Annotated in this window: 16 protein-coding genes and 1 tRNA gene; 3 read left to right on the forward strand and 14 right to left on the reverse strand. The window is 63.7% G+C overall.

Annotation, left to right across the window (positions count from 1 at the left end):
* Nucleotides 1-612: 612 nt before the first annotated feature.
* Nucleotides 613-1,368: a response regulator transcription factor gene (locus ACFPFW_RS15805; RefSeq protein WP_114958307.1), complete on the forward strand. Its 756-nt coding sequence runs from the start codon at nucleotides 613-615 to the stop codon at nucleotides 1,366-1,368.
* Between the two features lie 111 nt (nucleotides 1,369-1,479).
* Nucleotides 1,480-1,556 (forward strand) — tRNA-Arg (locus ACFPFW_RS15810).
* A gap of 233 nt (nucleotides 1,557-1,789) precedes the next feature.
* Here ACFPFW_RS15810 and ACFPFW_RS15815 read toward each other — a convergent pair.
* The 4 genes from ACFPFW_RS15815 to ACFPFW_RS15830 all read right to left on the reverse strand — a co-directional run bounded on the left by ACFPFW_RS15815 (nucleotide 1,790) and on the right by ACFPFW_RS15830 (nucleotide 4,831).
* Entirely contained in the window at nucleotides 1,790-3,091 is a 1,302-nt protein-coding gene (locus tag ACFPFW_RS15815) for a DUF2254 domain-containing protein (RefSeq protein WP_114958308.1), read from the reverse strand.
* A 181-nt stretch (nucleotides 3,092-3,272) separates the two neighbouring features.
* Nucleotides 3,273-3,584: a low affinity iron permease family protein gene (locus ACFPFW_RS15820; protein WP_114958309.1), complete on the reverse strand. Its 312-nt coding sequence runs from the start codon at nucleotides 3,582-3,584 to the stop codon at nucleotides 3,273-3,275.
* A 148-nt stretch (nucleotides 3,585-3,732) separates the two neighbouring features.
* Nucleotides 3,733-3,876, reverse strand: a complete 144-nt coding sequence (locus ACFPFW_RS15825) for a hypothetical protein (protein ID WP_162799775.1) — start codon at nucleotides 3,874-3,876, stop codon at nucleotides 3,733-3,735.
* Nucleotides 3,877-4,336: 460 nt separating this feature from the next.
* Nucleotides 4,337-4,831, reverse strand: coding sequence for a DUF2244 domain-containing protein (locus tag ACFPFW_RS15830; protein ID WP_114958310.1), 495 nt, complete (start codon nucleotides 4,829-4,831; stop codon nucleotides 4,337-4,339).
* Nucleotides 4,832-4,853: 22 nt separating this feature from the next.
* Between ACFPFW_RS15830 and nth the strand changes: the two genes are divergently transcribed.
* Nucleotides 4,854-5,582, forward strand: coding sequence for an endonuclease III (gene nth / locus ACFPFW_RS15835; protein WP_114958358.1), 729 nt, complete (start codon nucleotides 4,854-4,856; stop codon nucleotides 5,580-5,582).
* A 34-nt stretch (nucleotides 5,583-5,616) separates the two neighbouring features.
* Here nth and ACFPFW_RS15840 read toward each other — a convergent pair whose 3' ends face one another.
* From ACFPFW_RS15840 to rpmI, 10 genes are all read right to left on the reverse strand, one after another.
* Complete coding sequence (locus ACFPFW_RS15840) at nucleotides 5,617-6,378, reverse strand: SDR family NAD(P)-dependent oxidoreductase (protein ID WP_114958311.1); 762 nt, start codon at nucleotides 6,376-6,378, stop codon at nucleotides 5,617-5,619.
* 148 nt (nucleotides 6,379-6,526) lie between these two features.
* On the reverse strand, nucleotides 6,527-8,302 hold the full coding sequence (locus tag ACFPFW_RS15845; protein ID WP_114958312.1) for an aminodeoxychorismate synthase component I: 1,776 nt from the start codon (nucleotides 8,300-8,302) through the stop codon (nucleotides 6,527-6,529).
* A gap of 18 nt (nucleotides 8,303-8,320) precedes the next feature.
* Nucleotides 8,321-8,641 carry a YnfA family protein gene (locus tag ACFPFW_RS15850; RefSeq protein ID WP_114958313.1) on the reverse strand — a complete coding sequence of 107 codons (321 nt, stop codon included), beginning with the start codon at nucleotides 8,639-8,641 and terminating at the stop codon, nucleotides 8,321-8,323.
* Nucleotides 8,638-9,309, reverse strand: coding sequence for a sulfate transporter family protein (locus ACFPFW_RS15855; protein ID WP_114958314.1), 672 nt, complete (start codon nucleotides 9,307-9,309; stop codon nucleotides 8,638-8,640). The genes ACFPFW_RS15850 and ACFPFW_RS15855 overlap by 4 nt, the downstream gene beginning before the upstream one ends.
* Nucleotides 9,306-10,079, reverse strand: a complete 774-nt coding sequence (locus ACFPFW_RS15860; RefSeq protein ID WP_114958315.1) for a C40 family peptidase — start codon at nucleotides 10,077-10,079, stop codon at nucleotides 9,306-9,308. Before ACFPFW_RS15860 ends, ACFPFW_RS15855 begins: the two co-directional genes overlap by 4 nt.
* A 189-nt stretch (nucleotides 10,080-10,268) precedes the next feature.
* Nucleotides 10,269-12,686, reverse strand: coding sequence for a phenylalanine--tRNA ligase subunit beta (gene pheT / locus ACFPFW_RS15865; protein WP_114958316.1), 2,418 nt, complete (start codon nucleotides 12,684-12,686; stop codon nucleotides 10,269-10,271).
* Nucleotides 12,683-13,147, reverse strand: coding sequence for an endonuclease domain-containing protein (locus ACFPFW_RS15870; protein WP_114958317.1), 465 nt, complete (start codon nucleotides 13,145-13,147; stop codon nucleotides 12,683-12,685). The genes pheT and ACFPFW_RS15870 overlap by 4 nt, the downstream gene beginning before the upstream one ends.
* A gap of 83 nt (nucleotides 13,148-13,230) precedes the next feature.
* Nucleotides 13,231-14,313: a phenylalanine--tRNA ligase subunit alpha gene (pheS, locus tag ACFPFW_RS15875; RefSeq protein ID WP_114958318.1), complete on the reverse strand. Its 1,083-nt coding sequence runs from the start codon at nucleotides 14,311-14,313 to the stop codon at nucleotides 13,231-13,233.
* Nucleotides 14,314-14,450: 137 nt separating this feature from the next.
* Nucleotides 14,451-14,807, reverse strand: a complete 357-nt coding sequence (gene rplT, locus ACFPFW_RS15880; protein ID WP_114958319.1) for a 50S ribosomal protein L20 — start codon at nucleotides 14,805-14,807, stop codon at nucleotides 14,451-14,453.
* A gap of 30 nt (nucleotides 14,808-14,837) precedes the next feature.
* Complete coding sequence (rpmI, locus tag ACFPFW_RS15885; protein WP_114958320.1) at nucleotides 14,838-15,041, reverse strand: 50S ribosomal protein L35; 204 nt, start codon at nucleotides 15,039-15,041, stop codon at nucleotides 14,838-14,840.
* Between the last annotated feature and the right edge of the window lie 219 nt (nucleotides 15,042-15,260).

Genomic DNA, 15,260 nt, shown 5'->3' on the forward strand with positions numbered 1-15,260 from the left:
GACCATGACCATGGCCGTGGCCGTGGCCGTGGCCGTGGCCATGTCCGGGATCGGGATCTGGATCTGGATCGGGATCTGGGTCAGGACCCGGACCGGGCCCCGGACCCGGACCTGGGCCCGGCCCAGGATCGCGGTCGTTATCGCCCCTCCGATCGCGGGCCGACGGAATCGCGGCTGTGGGGAGCAGCGAGCAGCGCTCGAAGTTCAGCGGGGTGATGCGAGGATTTCCTCGCTCGTCATAGCATTCCCGAAAATTGGGATCGATCACAGGGCCTGGGCCCGATCTCGTTTGAGCGGATGCACCTTGCATCATCAGCAATGAGATAGACGAACAGGCGCACAGAAGGACGATTTCTCTGGTAACGCGCATTTGCTTGCTCCGCGAGCTCGCTCGCCCCCACAAGCAAATGAAGTTCGTTTTTTAGGCAATTCGCAATAAACTAATTATAATACTTATATTTAGTTAGAATAGATGACGGATAAAGGTATTGGGCCTTAGGTCCTAATTACAACGATTTACATCCCATCGATTGACTGAACGGGCTTCTCGGCTACCCTATCCTCGGCAGTAGCCTTTGCAATCAGGGGGCAGAACTGTACGCGGGTGGTCCGATGAGCAGCGTTGTGAGCTCGGTGGAACAATCCTGTTCCGAGAGAGTCGTCCTAGTCGATCATCGCGAACTGACGAGGATCGCCCTGATCCGCTCCCTGAGCCACGCATTGTCCGGCACACTCGTCATCGGCGCCTCCTGCATATCCGACCTCTCCGGCCACGTGACGTCCGATATCCGCGCCGTCGTCATTCACGTCGACCAGTCCCCCAAAGCGGCACATTCGATGGCCGAGGTGATCCTCATGGCCCGGGCGCTGCTCGGCGCGGTGGCGATCGTGGTTCTGGCGGAATCGGATGATCGCGATGCGGTCGCTACGGCTTCCGACGCGGGCGCCAGCGCCTTCCTGACCACGTCGACACCGCTGGAACTGGCTGCCGCGACGCTTCGCTTCGTCATGGCCGGCGGAAGTTCGCTGCCAACGCCCGGTTCGGTCGGCTTTTCGCTGCCGCGGCTGGCATCCGCGATCTACCAATCCGATCCTCAACTCGAGAAACTGACCCAGAGGGAAGAGCAGGTCCTGCGTTTGGTCGGACAGGGCGCGCAGAACAAAACCATCGCCTTCATGCTGAACATGTCGGAGAATACGGTGAAGGTGCATCTTCACCGGATCATCCACAAATTCGGACTGCACAATCGCACCGAAGTCGCCCTTCTCTCCGGACGCTATTTCGCAACGACGGGTGCGCAAGAGAGAATCGACGTTGCATTGGCCTCGCCTCCGCCACCCGCTTTCGTGCTGGATCTCGGCGCATAGACCGCCGAAGACAATGCCACGCCTGATTCCCGGGCAGGCTGTTCCTGGCGCGGAGTTTCCGTTGCCCGAACAAGACGGTTTCGCTAATGTCCGCCCGCGTTCCTCGCGCATGCACCCGTAGCTCAGCTGGATAGAGCGTTGCCCTCCGAAGGCAAAGGTCACAGGTTCGAATCCTGTCGGGTGCGCCAGTTCGGTTTAAAACTGCGAGCCATGCCGAGCAAACTCGTATTGTTGGGGTTTCTTGTACTGGCACAGGCCCGATCTTTGAAATCCGCCAGCTATGGGCGGCACGGACTGCGAACTCGTTGACAAGAAACTGATACGACGTTCCGGGTGCCCGGCTGCGCCGATCGTGATTTGGGTGTGCGCGGTATCAGGCCCATCGGAACGATACGAATGGCAGCTTGATCATTGATCCTGCTCAGATGGGCAGGTCGGCGGCAGGAGAGCGACGGAATGCTGATCCGCGTGGGGAAAACTTCGCTGCAGCTTCGCCGACGCGTCGTATATCCTCATCAAGGTTGAGCCCGTTCTCCGCCCGCTTCAGGGAAATGAGGGAATGCTTTCGAGCGGCGTTGAAAAACTCGTCATCGTCGGTCCGCGACAGCGCGATGAAGGCCTTTTGAAGCCGAATCTGAACCTCGACCATAGCCGCGCCGTCGCGGGCGATCGGCGCGAATACATCGTCGAAGATATCTCCAACCTCGATAGCGGGTACCCATACATGCGGGTAGTCGATGACAGCATCGGGTTGAGACTGGTCCAGGCGCTCCCATCCCGCCAGCAACCGTACTGCCCGACCGACAACATCGATGGCCGTCCCGGGATCGTTTATGGCGGGCGAGAGCGCTCGCGACGCGATCTCGGCCAAAACGCAGAAGCCAAAACGTGGATCTTGATCGAATGTCCGCTCCGCGCCGACGGTAAAGGCTTTCGCGACCAAGCGGCTGACCTGTTCATCTTCGCCGCCGCGCACCATGGCTACCGGCCTTGCCGGGTCGGCAAATGCTCCGGGTAGCGCCATGACGAACACGTCGCGATCAGTTGCATTCGCGCAAGCTTCCAACGCTCCCATGTCGACATGCTGGACATAACCGATCGTCCCAGCGAAGACCGGCCGTGCGGCATCCGGGGCGCCCCGCCCTTCCATAGGTCGCCCTCCGAGGTAGCGATGAGCCAGGTGTGCTTCCATGGCTTTCCATGTCGCATCCTCGACCCGCTGAATCGTTTCCCCGAGCCGGCCGAACCGGGAGAGATAGTCGATCCAACGCAGGATGGTAACGGCGATCAACGCAATCAAGCCAACGGTTGCGACCAGCAAGACAGCTCGTCCCTGCGAGCCATAAAGACCGGTACTCAGCGCGATGATGCCGACAAGGCTGAAAAGGAATGATCCGATGAACGTGCCCAGCACATTCTGCGAGGTATCGTCCTCCATCAGCAGTTTTGTAGCGCGCGGCGTGACATTGTTGGTCGCCGCGCCATAGGCAGCTACCATCGTACTGACCGAAAACACCGTAACCGCCAGCATACTCGATGCAAGAACATTGAGGATTCCATCGATTGCTTGTGCGCCGATCTTGATGGTCCAATTGTCGGGAACATACGGCGCCAGCACGATGCCGGCCGCGGCGGTCCCTACGCCGATCAATGCCAGTATGGACACTCGCAGCCAGAGCTTTCGCGAGAGCAGCACGAACAGCCACTGCCAGCGCGGCATCATAGTGAGGCTTCCAGTTGGCCATCCTCGACGGTTAGCGGCGATTCAACCGCCGGCTCCCGCCCGAGCGACGACGCTCTGGCGCTAGACAAAGAGGCGTTTCGCCAGGAAGGCGAGCGCCGCCGAACCGCGAGCTCTATCGCGCGCAGAAGCGACGCCATGTCCGGCGCCGGGCCAGGACGTGTCACGGCTGCTCCTCTTCTCGAAACCGCTCGACCTCCTCAGGCTCCTCATTATCCAGCCGAGAGAGGCGGGTATCTGCGCCCGCCTGAACACGCAGCAGCTCGTCGATCTTGGCCTGCAATGCTTGCGTATCTCGATGTTCCGACCGTTGGATGAACAAGGTCATCATCCACGTGGCGAGCGTTGCGACGCCATGCCAGTCGAACGTCTCGCGCTCGAAGACCAGCCACAGAATGGCGTAGACGATGACGATCAGGAACGCCGTGGGGCGGGCGAAGAAGGTGCCGATTTGCGTGAGCCAAGGAAACGTCATGCAGTTCAACCGTGCGCACGGCAGGTTGTTCCTGCAGGCATTGCGAGCACCTGGGACGGCGAGCGGTCGGCGAAGAGCCGCTGAATGCTTTACGTGTGCCGGACCGGTATCGGGCCTGAACGCTCGTCGACGTCGGCACGCGCTTCGATCAATCCCGTTTCGGCTGATGGGTCCAGAGCGGGATGACGTGCTCCAGGAATAGAACCAGGACGACCAGTCCGAGAGCGATCGCGATAAACCAGCCGCCGGCCTCCTGAGCCGGCGCCATGCACTGCGTGATCTGTTGGGTCATTTCAGAGACCTCTCGCTAGCGTTTCTCTGCTAACGCCGACCGAGGCCTGACCGATGCGGAATGGATCGAATTTAATGCGGCCGATCAACAGCCTCGCCTTCGACCAACGTCGAGAGGCGGAAATTCGGCCGATGCTATAGACCGTTTCCGTCTAGATTCCGTTCCCTCGAACGGGTTCTATTCTTCCCATCTGCCCCGCCGGTTCGCCTGCGGGGCTTTTTTCGATGATGGGACAGGCCTGAGTGGTCGGGCCGCCGCCTCAGCCACGAAGGCGACGGCCCTGCGAGTTCGCGCTTGCAGGCGGGACATCTCGCATCCGGAGATTATCGGACGGGGCTTGGCCGGGTCTATCCGCAAGCCCTTGTCGGATCACGTTTTGTTCGCGTAAAACGTGTATTCCTTATTCATTTTACTGTTAACACTCAGTCCATGTTGCTGCCGGGCAACGCCGCAACCATGCCTAGTTGTAGGTCGGCCCGCGCTTCGCTTCCCCAAGAGCACGACCGAATTCATCGGCGAAAGCGGCGCGTTCGACAGGGGCCAGAAAGCCGCCGACATCGAGCAGGCGCTGGCGTTCCGCAATGGCCAGCCGCATCAATCCGTAATCATCGTCGACCTCGCGATGAAGCCGTACCCATGCCGGATTGAAGTGCCATTCCGAGGCTTGGCCCCAGTGCGAGATCTTCCTGACCGTCAGTTCGAACCAGGTCAGGATGACTTCCTCACGGGCGCGCGCGGTCCTGTAACTCCACTTGAAGGCCCAGTAGAGCAGGAGCACGTCGAGACCGAAAAAGCCGACGACCGGCCAGGCGCCCATGATGAAGAAAGGCAGGCTAGCGAACGCCGAGCCGAGCCCGACCGCAATCATCAGAATCCGGAACCCTCTCGGGCTGAGCGAACGGTGCGGCCTGAGAACCGTTTGATAGAGGGGGTCGGATGGGTTGCCGGGTTCCATTTCAGGGCATATTAGCGCGGTGATGCCCGCCCGCCAGTCACCGAACAATCCCAAAACCGCGATCAGGAAGCCGAAAAAGCTGAGTCGCGAGGAGATCGAGGAGGTCTTCCGCCGCTTCTCGGCGGCCAATCCCGAGCCCAAGGGCGAGCTGGAATACACCAACGCCTTCACGCTCCTCGTCGCTGTCGTGCTCTCGGCGCAGGCGACGGACGTCGGGGTCAACAAGGCCACACGCGACCTGTTCGCCGTCGCGGACACGCCCGAGAAGATGGCGGCGCTCGGGGTAGAGGGCGTCTCGCGCTATATCAGGACGATCGGCCTCTTCAACGGCAAGGCCAAGAATGTCGTCGCGCTGTCGGAGCTGCTGATCGAGCGCCACGGCGGCGAGGTGCCGACCACACGTGAGGAGTTGGAGGCCCTGCCCGGCGTCGGCCGCAAGACGGCGAACGTGGTGCTGAACATCTTCTTCGGCCAGCCGACGATCGCGGTCGACACCCACCTCTTCCGAGTCGGCAACCGCACCGGCCTCGCACCCGGCGCGAACCCGCTGAAGGTGGAACTGGCGCTGATGAAGGCCGTGCCCGGCTGGGCCATGCTGCATGCGCATCACTGGCTCATCCTGCACGGCCGGTACGTCTGCAAGGCGCGCGTGCCGGAATGCTGGCGCTGCCTCATCGCCGACATCTGCCGGCATGAGCCCAAGACGCCGGCGCCGGTGGCGAAGGGAGGCGGGCTCGCGCCGCCGCGGTAACCCCCCTCCTGCGAAGCGGGAGAGGCAAAGAAGCTCAGAACTGCACGCCGCGCGTCAGCGCACCGTCCACCACCAAATTCGTCCCCGTCGTGAAGCTCGCCGCCGGGCTGGCGATGAAGGCGACCGCGTTGGCGATCTCCTGCGGCTTCGCCATCCTGCCGGTCGGATTGAGCGCCAGCGAGGCGGAGAAGAGGTCCGGCAGGTTTTTCTCGATGTTCTCCCAGACGCCGCCGGCGAAATAGGTGTTGCCCGGCGAGACGGTGTTGGCGCGGATGTTCTTCGGCGCGAGATTGTAGGCGAGGCCCTGCGTGTAGTGGATGAGCGCCGCCTTGAACGCGCCGTAGGGACCGGAGGCGAAGTCGATCTCGCGGCCGGAGACGGACGAGATCGTGACGATCGAACCTGCCGCGCTCTTCTCCAGATAGGGCATCGTGGCGTCGACCAGCCGGACCGTGCCCATGATGTCGGTCTCGAAGCCCTTTCTCCAGCTCTCCTCGTCGGCCCCGACCGCCAGCGCGCTGACATTGGCGACAACGATGTCGATGCCGCCCAGTGCTTCCGCCGAATCCGCGACCCATCTGGTCAGCGCCGCGCCGTCGGACACATCCACCTGCGAGCCGACCGCCGTCACGCCCGAGGCGGACAGTTTCGCGGCGACATCCTTCGCCTCCTCGGCGTTGCGTGAGCAGATCGCCACATCGGCGCCCTCCGCCGCGAGGGTTTCGGCAATCTTGAGGCCGATGCCCTTGGTGCCGCCGGTGACGAGCGCCTTCAGGCCCTTGAGACCCAGATCCATGATTGAATTTCCATAGGTCAGCGCGCCCGAAACCGCTGGGGTTCACGAGCGAAGATGGGTCACGCCGGAGAGCATGGTCCGACATCGAACGTCTCGGAGCAACCAGTCATCGGATATTTTTTGAGCAGGCCAGATTTTAGGCAGGAGTTCAGCCGACGAGAACCGCCGTCACCAGACCACGGACCGAATTCCCGAGAAAAATCGCATCCGCATTTCTGAGGTCCGCCGGACGCAAGACCGACTCGCTCGCCTGCCCGGTCGCGATCAGCTCCGCGCGCAGCACGCCGGGCAGGAGCCCGGACGACAGCGGGGGTGTCAGCAAGATGCCGTGCTTCTCGACGAACAGATTGGTGAAGCTGCCTTCGGTCAGCTCACCCCGCTCGTTGACGAAGACGACCTCGTCGACGCCATGCAACTTCGCTGCCTCGGCGCGCGGCTGGTCGTAGACGGCCCGGCGCGTCGTCTTGTGCGCGAGTAGCGGATCTGTCGAATCCATCACCTGTGTGGCGATGAGGAAGCTGAGTTTCTCCGTCGGAGGCAGGGGAACGGCAACGGTCTCGACCCCACCGTCGGGCGCGAGAACCAGTCGAACGCGAAGCAGGTCTTCGCGATCCCGGACCACCGCATCGAGCGCGACCATGATCGCTGCTCGATCGAACGTCATGCCAAAATAGCCAGCCGACTTTTCGAGCCGTTCGAGATGGCGCTCCAGCAGCCAGAACCCGCCCACCTCCTTCCAGAGCAGCGTCTCGATCAGCCCCGGCGCGATCGCCGCCTCCCGGAAGAAGCCGAGCTTCAGCAGACATTCCTCGTATTCGGCGTTCAGCACCGAGTCCGCGACGATGCCGCCACCGATGCCGATCTCGCCGCGCCCGTCCGAATGGATCACCGCGGTGCGGATGGCAACGTTGAACGAGAAATCGCCGTTCGGCGCGACATGGCCGATGCTGCCGCAATAGACACCGCGCGATCTACTCTCGATCTCGCCGATGATCTGCATCGCCCGGATCTTGGGAGCGCCGGTCACCGAGCCGCACGGGAAGAGCGCGCGCAGCACCGCCCCCAGACCCGCACCGGGCTTGAGCCGCGCCGCCACCGTCGAGGTCATCTGGTGCAGGCTTTTATAGGTCTCGATTTCGAACAACGCCGGAACCTCGACGCTGCCCGTCTCGGCGACCCGACCGAGATCGTTCCGCAGGAGATCCACGATCATCAGGTTCTCGGCGCGGGACTTCTCGTCCGCCTGCATCGCCGCCTTGATCGCCTCGTCGTCCTCCGGCGTGGTGCCACGCGGAGCCGTGCCCTTCATCGGTCGGGTAACGATCCGGCCGGCGCGGTTTTCGATGAACAGTTCGGGTGACAGCGAGAGCACATGGTCCTCTCCGGTATTGACCAGCGCGCCGAACGAGACAGGTTGGCTGCGGCAGAGCTCGCGGTAGAACGAGACGGGATCGCCCGAAAAGCCGAAGCGGGCGAGCATGGTCAGGTTGATCTGATAAACATCGCCCGCGCGGATGTACTCCATGACATTGGCGAAGGCGGCGTCGTATTCTTCGCGCGACATCGAAAGCGATACTTTGCCCACTTTGGACGGGGCGGGCGAAGAATGCCCGGCGAGCCAGGCCCAGGCGGCCTCGCGGTCGAGTTCGACCGGAGCGTCATAGACGCCGAGCCAAACCAGTGGCATCTGTCTTGCGCTTGCCAGAAGCGGGACCAGCCGCTCCTCGAAGCAGAAGCCGAGTTCGTATGAGAGGAAGCCGGCGAGATGCCGGCCGTCGCCAATCGCCGCCTCGGCTTCGCCCAACAGGGCCGGCACGTCCGCCGGATTCCGCGTCGTCAGCACCCGGCGGGGATTTTCGAACAGCAGCGAGCGGCCGGCATTGGGCGCGTTGTCGTGCAGAAGGACGGTGCCGGCGGAGATCATGTTCGTAGTCTAGTACGACTAGCCGCGCGGTCCGGCGATGATGACCGCCGCGCCGACGAGGCAGATGCTCGCGCCGATGACATCCCAGCGGTCCGGCCGCGAGCCTTCGACCGCCCAGAGCCAGAGCAGCGATGCCGCGATGTAGACGCCGCCATAAGCGGCATAGGCACGGCCGGCAGCCGCCGAATCGACCAGGGTCAACAGCCAGGCGAACGCCGCGAGAGATACGCAGCCGGGGATGAGCCAGAGCGGCGACTTGTCGAGCTTCAGCCACACCCAGAAGGCGAAACAGCCGGCGATCTCGCAGAGCGCAGCGAGGACGTAGAAGACCGGCGTCATGCGGTGCGCCGCGATCCGTTCATACCCTTGAAGATGTGGACCATGAAAGCGGAGGCGACGAGCGGCGTCGCGAGATTGAGGACCGGGATCGCCATGAACGCCGCGACGAAGAGACCGGCAAAGAATACTCGGCCCTGCCGCTCTCTGCGCAGGTTCCGCGCCTGCGCCTCACCGAGGAAACGCATGGCCGCGAACTCGAAATATTCGCGGCCGAGCAGATAGGCGTTCGCTGCCCACCAGGCGATCAGGTTCACGCCCGGCACCAGCAGCAGGAGCAGCGCGCCGATATTCACCACGAGGACGAGCAGCGCGAACCGCATGGCGAGCAGGATCGAGCGGCCGGTCGGCAATTCCTTGCCCGGCGGGTCGCCCGGATAATGCTCCGCCTCGACCTTGGCGGCGATCTGGTCCTGGAAAAAACCGGCGACCAGCGAGACCACCGGGCCGACGAGGAAGAACAGCGCGATCAGTACACCCGCGCCGCTGAGGAGATCGGCGACGAAGTCCCAGGTCGTGCTCTCAAGATCGATCAGCTTCACCGCGAGCGTCTGCACCAGCACGCCGAGGAGGACGAGCAGCAACAGAGCGAGACCGACCGACTTGAAGAGGATCGAGCGGAAAGCGGGAGAGAAGGCTTCGCGAAGGGCGAGAGATGCGGACTGGATCATGCCAGCTCATCTTCCTTCGGCGCGCGCCGCCACACCAGTGCCTTGTAATCGAACCCGAATTCGATCGTCGGCTTGACGATCTGGAAATAGGGAGACAGGTCGAAATCGCGCGGCGCGTAGAGCGAATAATGCCGGATGTGCAGGATCTCGCGCCGCTGGCGGCGCTTGCGCCGGGTATTTGCCGAGGCGCGGGTGATCTTCGGCAGGACCGGATAGTTCACCGACTGGAAGGCCTGCGCCAGCAGGGTCGAGCAGATCGCGCGGGTCGGATCGCCCGAGCCGAGCGCCAGCAGACGACGGCGGAAGCGGACGGGAACCGGGGGACGCGGCAACAGGAAACGCGCTAGATCGAGGACGTTCTTGGTGTCGTAGCCAAGTCCGATCTTGCCGACCATGAACTGGATGAGAGCGTCGACCCCGGCCTCGTCGAGGCCGACCGGCCGGCAGATGCGCGTCTGAACGGCCTCATATTTCTCCAGCGGAACGGCGATGCAGCCATCCTCGACATCGACCTCGATCAGCATATGCGGCTTGCCGAGCGCGTTGCCGACATAGAGCGCGGAATGGCTCCAGGTCGATTGCGTCAGGTATTTGATGATGCCGGCAATGCGCGTCGAGCCCTCGACCAGAAGCACGTCGCCCGGTCTCAGCGCACGACGCATCTTCTCTGGATCGGACGTCGAGGCGGGCTCGAAGCCTTTGCTCTGCTGCGTCAGATAAGTGACGATTCGGCGGCCGATGGCCCGGCGCAGCGGGTCGAAGAGTCCCATATCCGACAGACAGCGGAAATATGTGACGGGATCAAGAGTGTCCCGGACAAACTGTGCACAGCACAGTGCAGATACGGGACCCGGCGCCTACTCGCGAAGCTCTTTGGCTATCGAGCACCGCCCCGGCGCGCTCATACGCTGGGCCTCGGATCACGCGACACGGCTGCGCCGTGCGCGGTCCGGAGAACGTCAGCTCCGAAGCGTCGCGCCGGTCGCCTTCGTCACCGCGGCGACGATCTTCTCGGCCACGGCCTCGATCTCGACGTCGGTCAAGGTCTTCTCACGCGGCTGCAGCGTGACCGCGACCGCGACGGACTTCTTGCCCTCGGGAACGCCCTGGCCTTCGTAGATGTCGAAGATGTCGGCACCGGTCACGAGCTTGCGGTCGACGCCGAGCGCGGCCTTCAGCACGTCCGCCGCCTTCACGGAGCGGTCGGCAAGGAAGGCGAAGTCCCGGCTGACCGGCTGGAGGTCGACCTTTTCGAGCGCGGGCTTCGCCTTGGTCGGCTTGGCCTTCGGCTCGGGCAGATTATCGAGAACGATCTCGATGGCGACAAGCGGACCGTCGACCCCGAGTGTCTTCAGCAGCCGGGGGTGAAGCTCGCCGAAATGGCCGAACACGTTCTGCGGACCGAGTTGCAGCGTGCCCGAACGCCCCGGATGGAACCATTCGGGTGCCGTCTGAGCGATCTGGACGCGATCGGCCGGAAGACCGAGCGCACCGAGCAAGGTCAGCGCATCGGCCTTGGCGTCGAACACGTCGACCGTCTCGGGCTTGGCCGACCAGTGACGGCCGGAGCCCACGGGCTTTGCCGAGGCACGGCGGAGCACGGTCGCGGCCATGCGCTGGTCTTTCGGACCGGCACCCAGGAATATCTGGCCGACTTCGAACAATGCGGAATCGGCGAAGCCGCGATCGGCGTTCTTCTGGGCGGAGGCGATAAGGCCCGGCAGCAGGCTTGGACGCATGTCGGAAAGGTCGGAGGCGATCGGATTGGCGAGCGCAAGCTCCGGCGCGCCGCCACCGAATGCATCGGCCTGCGCCTTCGAGACGAACGACCAGGTGACGGCCTCGACGAGACCACGCGCAGCAAGCGTTCGGCGGGCGGTGCGGACACGCTTCTGCAGCGGTGTCAGGACCGGACGGCTGACGCTTTCGATCTTCGGCAGCGGAACCGAGTGCACACGGTCGAGGCCAAGAATGCGGACGACCTCTTCGACGAGATCGGCCTTGCCGTGCACGTCCGGACGCCAGCTCGGCGCCGCGACGCGGACGACTTCGCCCGAACCGACCAGCGAGAAGCCGAGCGCCTGGAGGACGAGCTTCTGTTCGACGGCCGGCGCCTTGAGGCCAGTCAGGCGCTCCACTTCGTGGAACGGAAATTCGATCGCGTGGCGGTCGTCCGGGACTTCGCCGACGACGAAGACCTCGGAGGCCTCGCCGCCGCAAAGATCGAGGATCAGTTTCGTTGCGAGTTCGAGGCCGGGAATGGTGAAGACCGGATCGACGCCGCGTTCGAAGCGATGGCGGGCGTCAGAATGGATCGACAGCCGACGGCCGGTCTGGGCGATGTTGAGCGGATCCCAGAGCGCGCTCTCGATCAGGACGTCGACCGTCTCTTCGGTGCAGCCCGTGGCCTCACCGCCCATGATGCCGGCCATGCTCTCAGGGCCGTGCTCGTCGGCGATGACGACGATGTTCGGATCGAGATTGTAGGTCTTGCCGTCGAGCGCTAGCAGCGTCTCGCCGTCCTTCGCGCGGCGAACGGTGAGGTTGCCCTTCACCTTGGCGGCGTCGAAGACGTGCAGCGGGCGTCCACGGTCGATCGTCAGCAGGTTGGTGATGTCGACCAGCGTGTTGATGGGCCGGAGGCCGATCGCGCGGAGCTTCTTCTGCAACCAGTCCGGCGACGGGTCGTTCCTGACGCCGCGCACCATGCGCAGGCCGAACATCGGGCAGAGCTTCGGATCGTCGAGATCGAGTACGACCTTGACCGGACTCGGATAGGAGCCGCGCACCGGCTGGACCATTTTCGGCGTGGTCAGGACACCCAGTTCCGTCGCGGCGAGGTCGCGGGCGATGCCCGATACGCTGAGGCAATCCGGACGGTTCGGCGTCACCGCGATCTCGATCACCGGATCGTCGAGGCCGAGCAGCGGCGCGAACGGCTGGCCGATCGGTGTATCGGCGGCGAGATCGATGATGCCGTTGTGCTCGTTGGAGAGCCCCATCTCGCGCTCGGACACCATCATGCCCTGCGAGGCCTGTCCACGGATCTCGCCAGCCTTGAGGGCGACGCCCGTACCGGGCGGTACGGTGCCTTCCCTGGCGAACACGCCGACCATGCCGGCGCGTGCGTTCGGGGCGCCGCAGACGACCTGCATCAGCTTGCCGTCGCCGGCATCGACCTTGAGCACTCGGAGCTTATCGGCATTCGGATGCTGAGCCGCCTCGACCACCTTGGCGGTGACGAAGGGCGCGAGCGCCTTGGCGCGATCCTCGACCGCCTCGACCTCGAGGCCGACCTTGGTCAGCGTCTCGGTAACCTGATCGAGGGTCGCCGTGGTGTCGAGATGCTCCTTGAGCCAGGACAAGGTGAACTTCATGACTGATGATCCGGCTCGGAATCGGAGGAAATGTGCGGCGACCACTCCTCCCCCCCTGAGGGGGAGGTCGAGTCGCCGAAGGCGAACCGGGAGGGGGGTACCCCACGCACGGCGACCATGATCGCTTCCAGCACGCCATCCATGTTCGAGAAAATATCCGAGTTCCAAATCCGCAGGACGTGATAGCCAAGGCGGCTCAACTCCGCGTCTCGGATTGCATCGCGTGCGGCGTGTGCGTCCTCCGCATGCTGTCCGCCATCAAGCTCAATGACGAGGCGATGCTCGTGACAGACGAAATCGGCGATGTAGGCACCGATTGGAGTCTGGCGACGGAAAGACAGGCCGTCGAGACGGTGCGCGCGCAGTCGAAACCAGAGCTTCCGCTCAGCATCCGTCATGTCGCGGCGTAAGCGCTTCGCCGAGGAGCGCAGGCGGGCGGGGACAGAACGATGCGTCGGCATGCTTGGCACCCCCCTCCCGGTCGCGCTCCGCGCGCTCGGCCTCCCCCTCGCGGGGGGAGGCGAAAGGCGCGGCATCTCCCCGTTCACGAGCTCAGCCCTCCGATCAGGCCCGGCAGATCGAGCGGACGGAAACCGTAATGCTGCAGCCAGCGCTGGTCGGCCTCGAAGAAGGCGCGCAGGTCCGGCATGCCGTATTTCAGCATGGCGACGCGATCGATGCCCATGCCCCAGGCAAAGCCCTGCCACTCGTCGGGATCGAGCCCGCAATTCCTGAGTACGTTCGGGTGGACCATTCCGCAGCCGAGGATTTCCAGCCAGTCGTCGCCCTCGCCGAAGCGGATTTCGGACCCCTGGCGCGAGCAGCGGATGTCGACCTCCATCGACGGCTCGGTGAACGGGAAAAAGCTCGGACGCATCCGCATCTCGACCTTCGGCACTTCGAAGAAGGCCTTGCAGAACTCTTCGAGGATCCACTTCAGGTGGCCCATATGGGCCTGCTTGTCGATCACCAGCCCCTCGACCTGATGGAACATCGGGGTGTGGGTCTGATCGGAATCGTTGCGATAGGTGCGGCCAGGGCAGATGACCCGGATCGGCGGCTCCTGGCTCCGCATGGTGCGGATCTGCACGGGCGAGGTGTGGGTGCGCAGCACCTTGCGCTCGCCGTTCTCGTCGGGCGCGAAGAAGAAGGTGTCGTGCATCTCGCGCGCGGGATGGCCGACCGGGAAGTTCAGCGCCGTGAAATTATGCTCGTCGTCCTCGACGTCCGGGCCTTCGGCGACCGAGAAGCCGAGATCGGCGAAGATCGCGACGATTTCCTCGGTGACCTGGCTGACCGGATGGATGCGGCCGATGTCGATGCCGTTGGGGCGGACCGGAAGCGTGACATCGACGGCCTCGGAGGCGAGGCGCGCATCGAGCGCGGCCGAAGCAAGAGCCTCCTTGCGGTCGCCGAGCGCCGACTGGACACGGTCACGCAAGCCGTTGATGGCCGGGCCGAACGTCTTGCGTTCGTCGGGCGACATCTTGCCGAGCTGGCCGAGCTGTTCGGAGATGACGCCCTTCTTGCCGAGGGCGGACACGCGGACGGTTTCGAGTGCCGTCTCGTCGGAAGCCGAGGCGATCTCGGCGAGAATCTTGGATTCGAGCTCGTTCAGGTCGCTCATATGGCGAATTTTCCGGTGCGTCGCCCTCCGGCTCGACCGGAGGGCCCATCGAGAGATCGATATAGATGCTCCGGTCAAGCCGGAGCATGACGGCTGTGGCCGGAGGAAAACTCCGCCCCGAAGGGCGGAGAGAATTTTCAGCCGAGAGCGGTCTTCGCCTGCGAAACCAGCGCCTGGAAGGCAGCCGGCTCACGGATGGCGAGGTCGGAAAGGACCTTGCGGTCGATCTCGACGCCAGCCTTCGACAGACCGTCGATGAAGCGCGAATAGGTCAGGCCGGCCTCACGGACGGCAGCGTTGATGCGCTGGATCCAGAGGGCGCGGAAATTCCGCTTCTTCACCTTCCGGTCGCGATAGGCGTACTGCATCGAACGATCGACGGCGGCCTTGGCTGCGCGGATCGTATTCTTGCGACGGCCATAGAAGCCCTTGGCGGCCTTCAGCGTCTTCTTGTGCTTGGCGTGCGAGGTGACGCCGCGTTTCACACGGGACATATCAGTTCTCCTGTGTTGCTACGGGGCGGCTCAGCGAGCGCCGTACGGAAGGAAGGTCTTCACGATGTTCGCATCCGACTCGCAGAGCACCGAGGTGCCGCGCTGGTTGCGGATCTGCGCGTTGGTGCGCTTGATCATACCGTGACGCTTGTTGGCCTGGCCGGCTTTCACCTTGCCAGACGCCGTCAGACGGAAGCGCTTCTTGGCTCCCGACTTCGTCTTCATCTTGGGCATTTCGGCTCTCCTGAATGAGGAAGGCCGGCAAGCCAACGCTGCCGGCCGAGCAAAAACTCCCGCCACGGCAGCCCTTATCAGCCGGTCGGGAGAAGAGGCGGGGTTATTACAGTGGAGAATTGGGGAAGGCAAGCGCTGTTGCCGCCATCTTTGCCGCGGCGAAGCGGAGAGCTGGAACTGCTCTCCGCCCATAGCGACCCCGGATCGACCTGCGGTCGT

This window comes from Flaviflagellibacter deserti (assembly GCF_042652085.1).
In the GTDB taxonomy this organism is placed as follows: Bacteria; Pseudomonadota; Alphaproteobacteria; order Rhizobiales; family Methylopilaceae; genus Flaviflagellibacter; species Flaviflagellibacter deserti.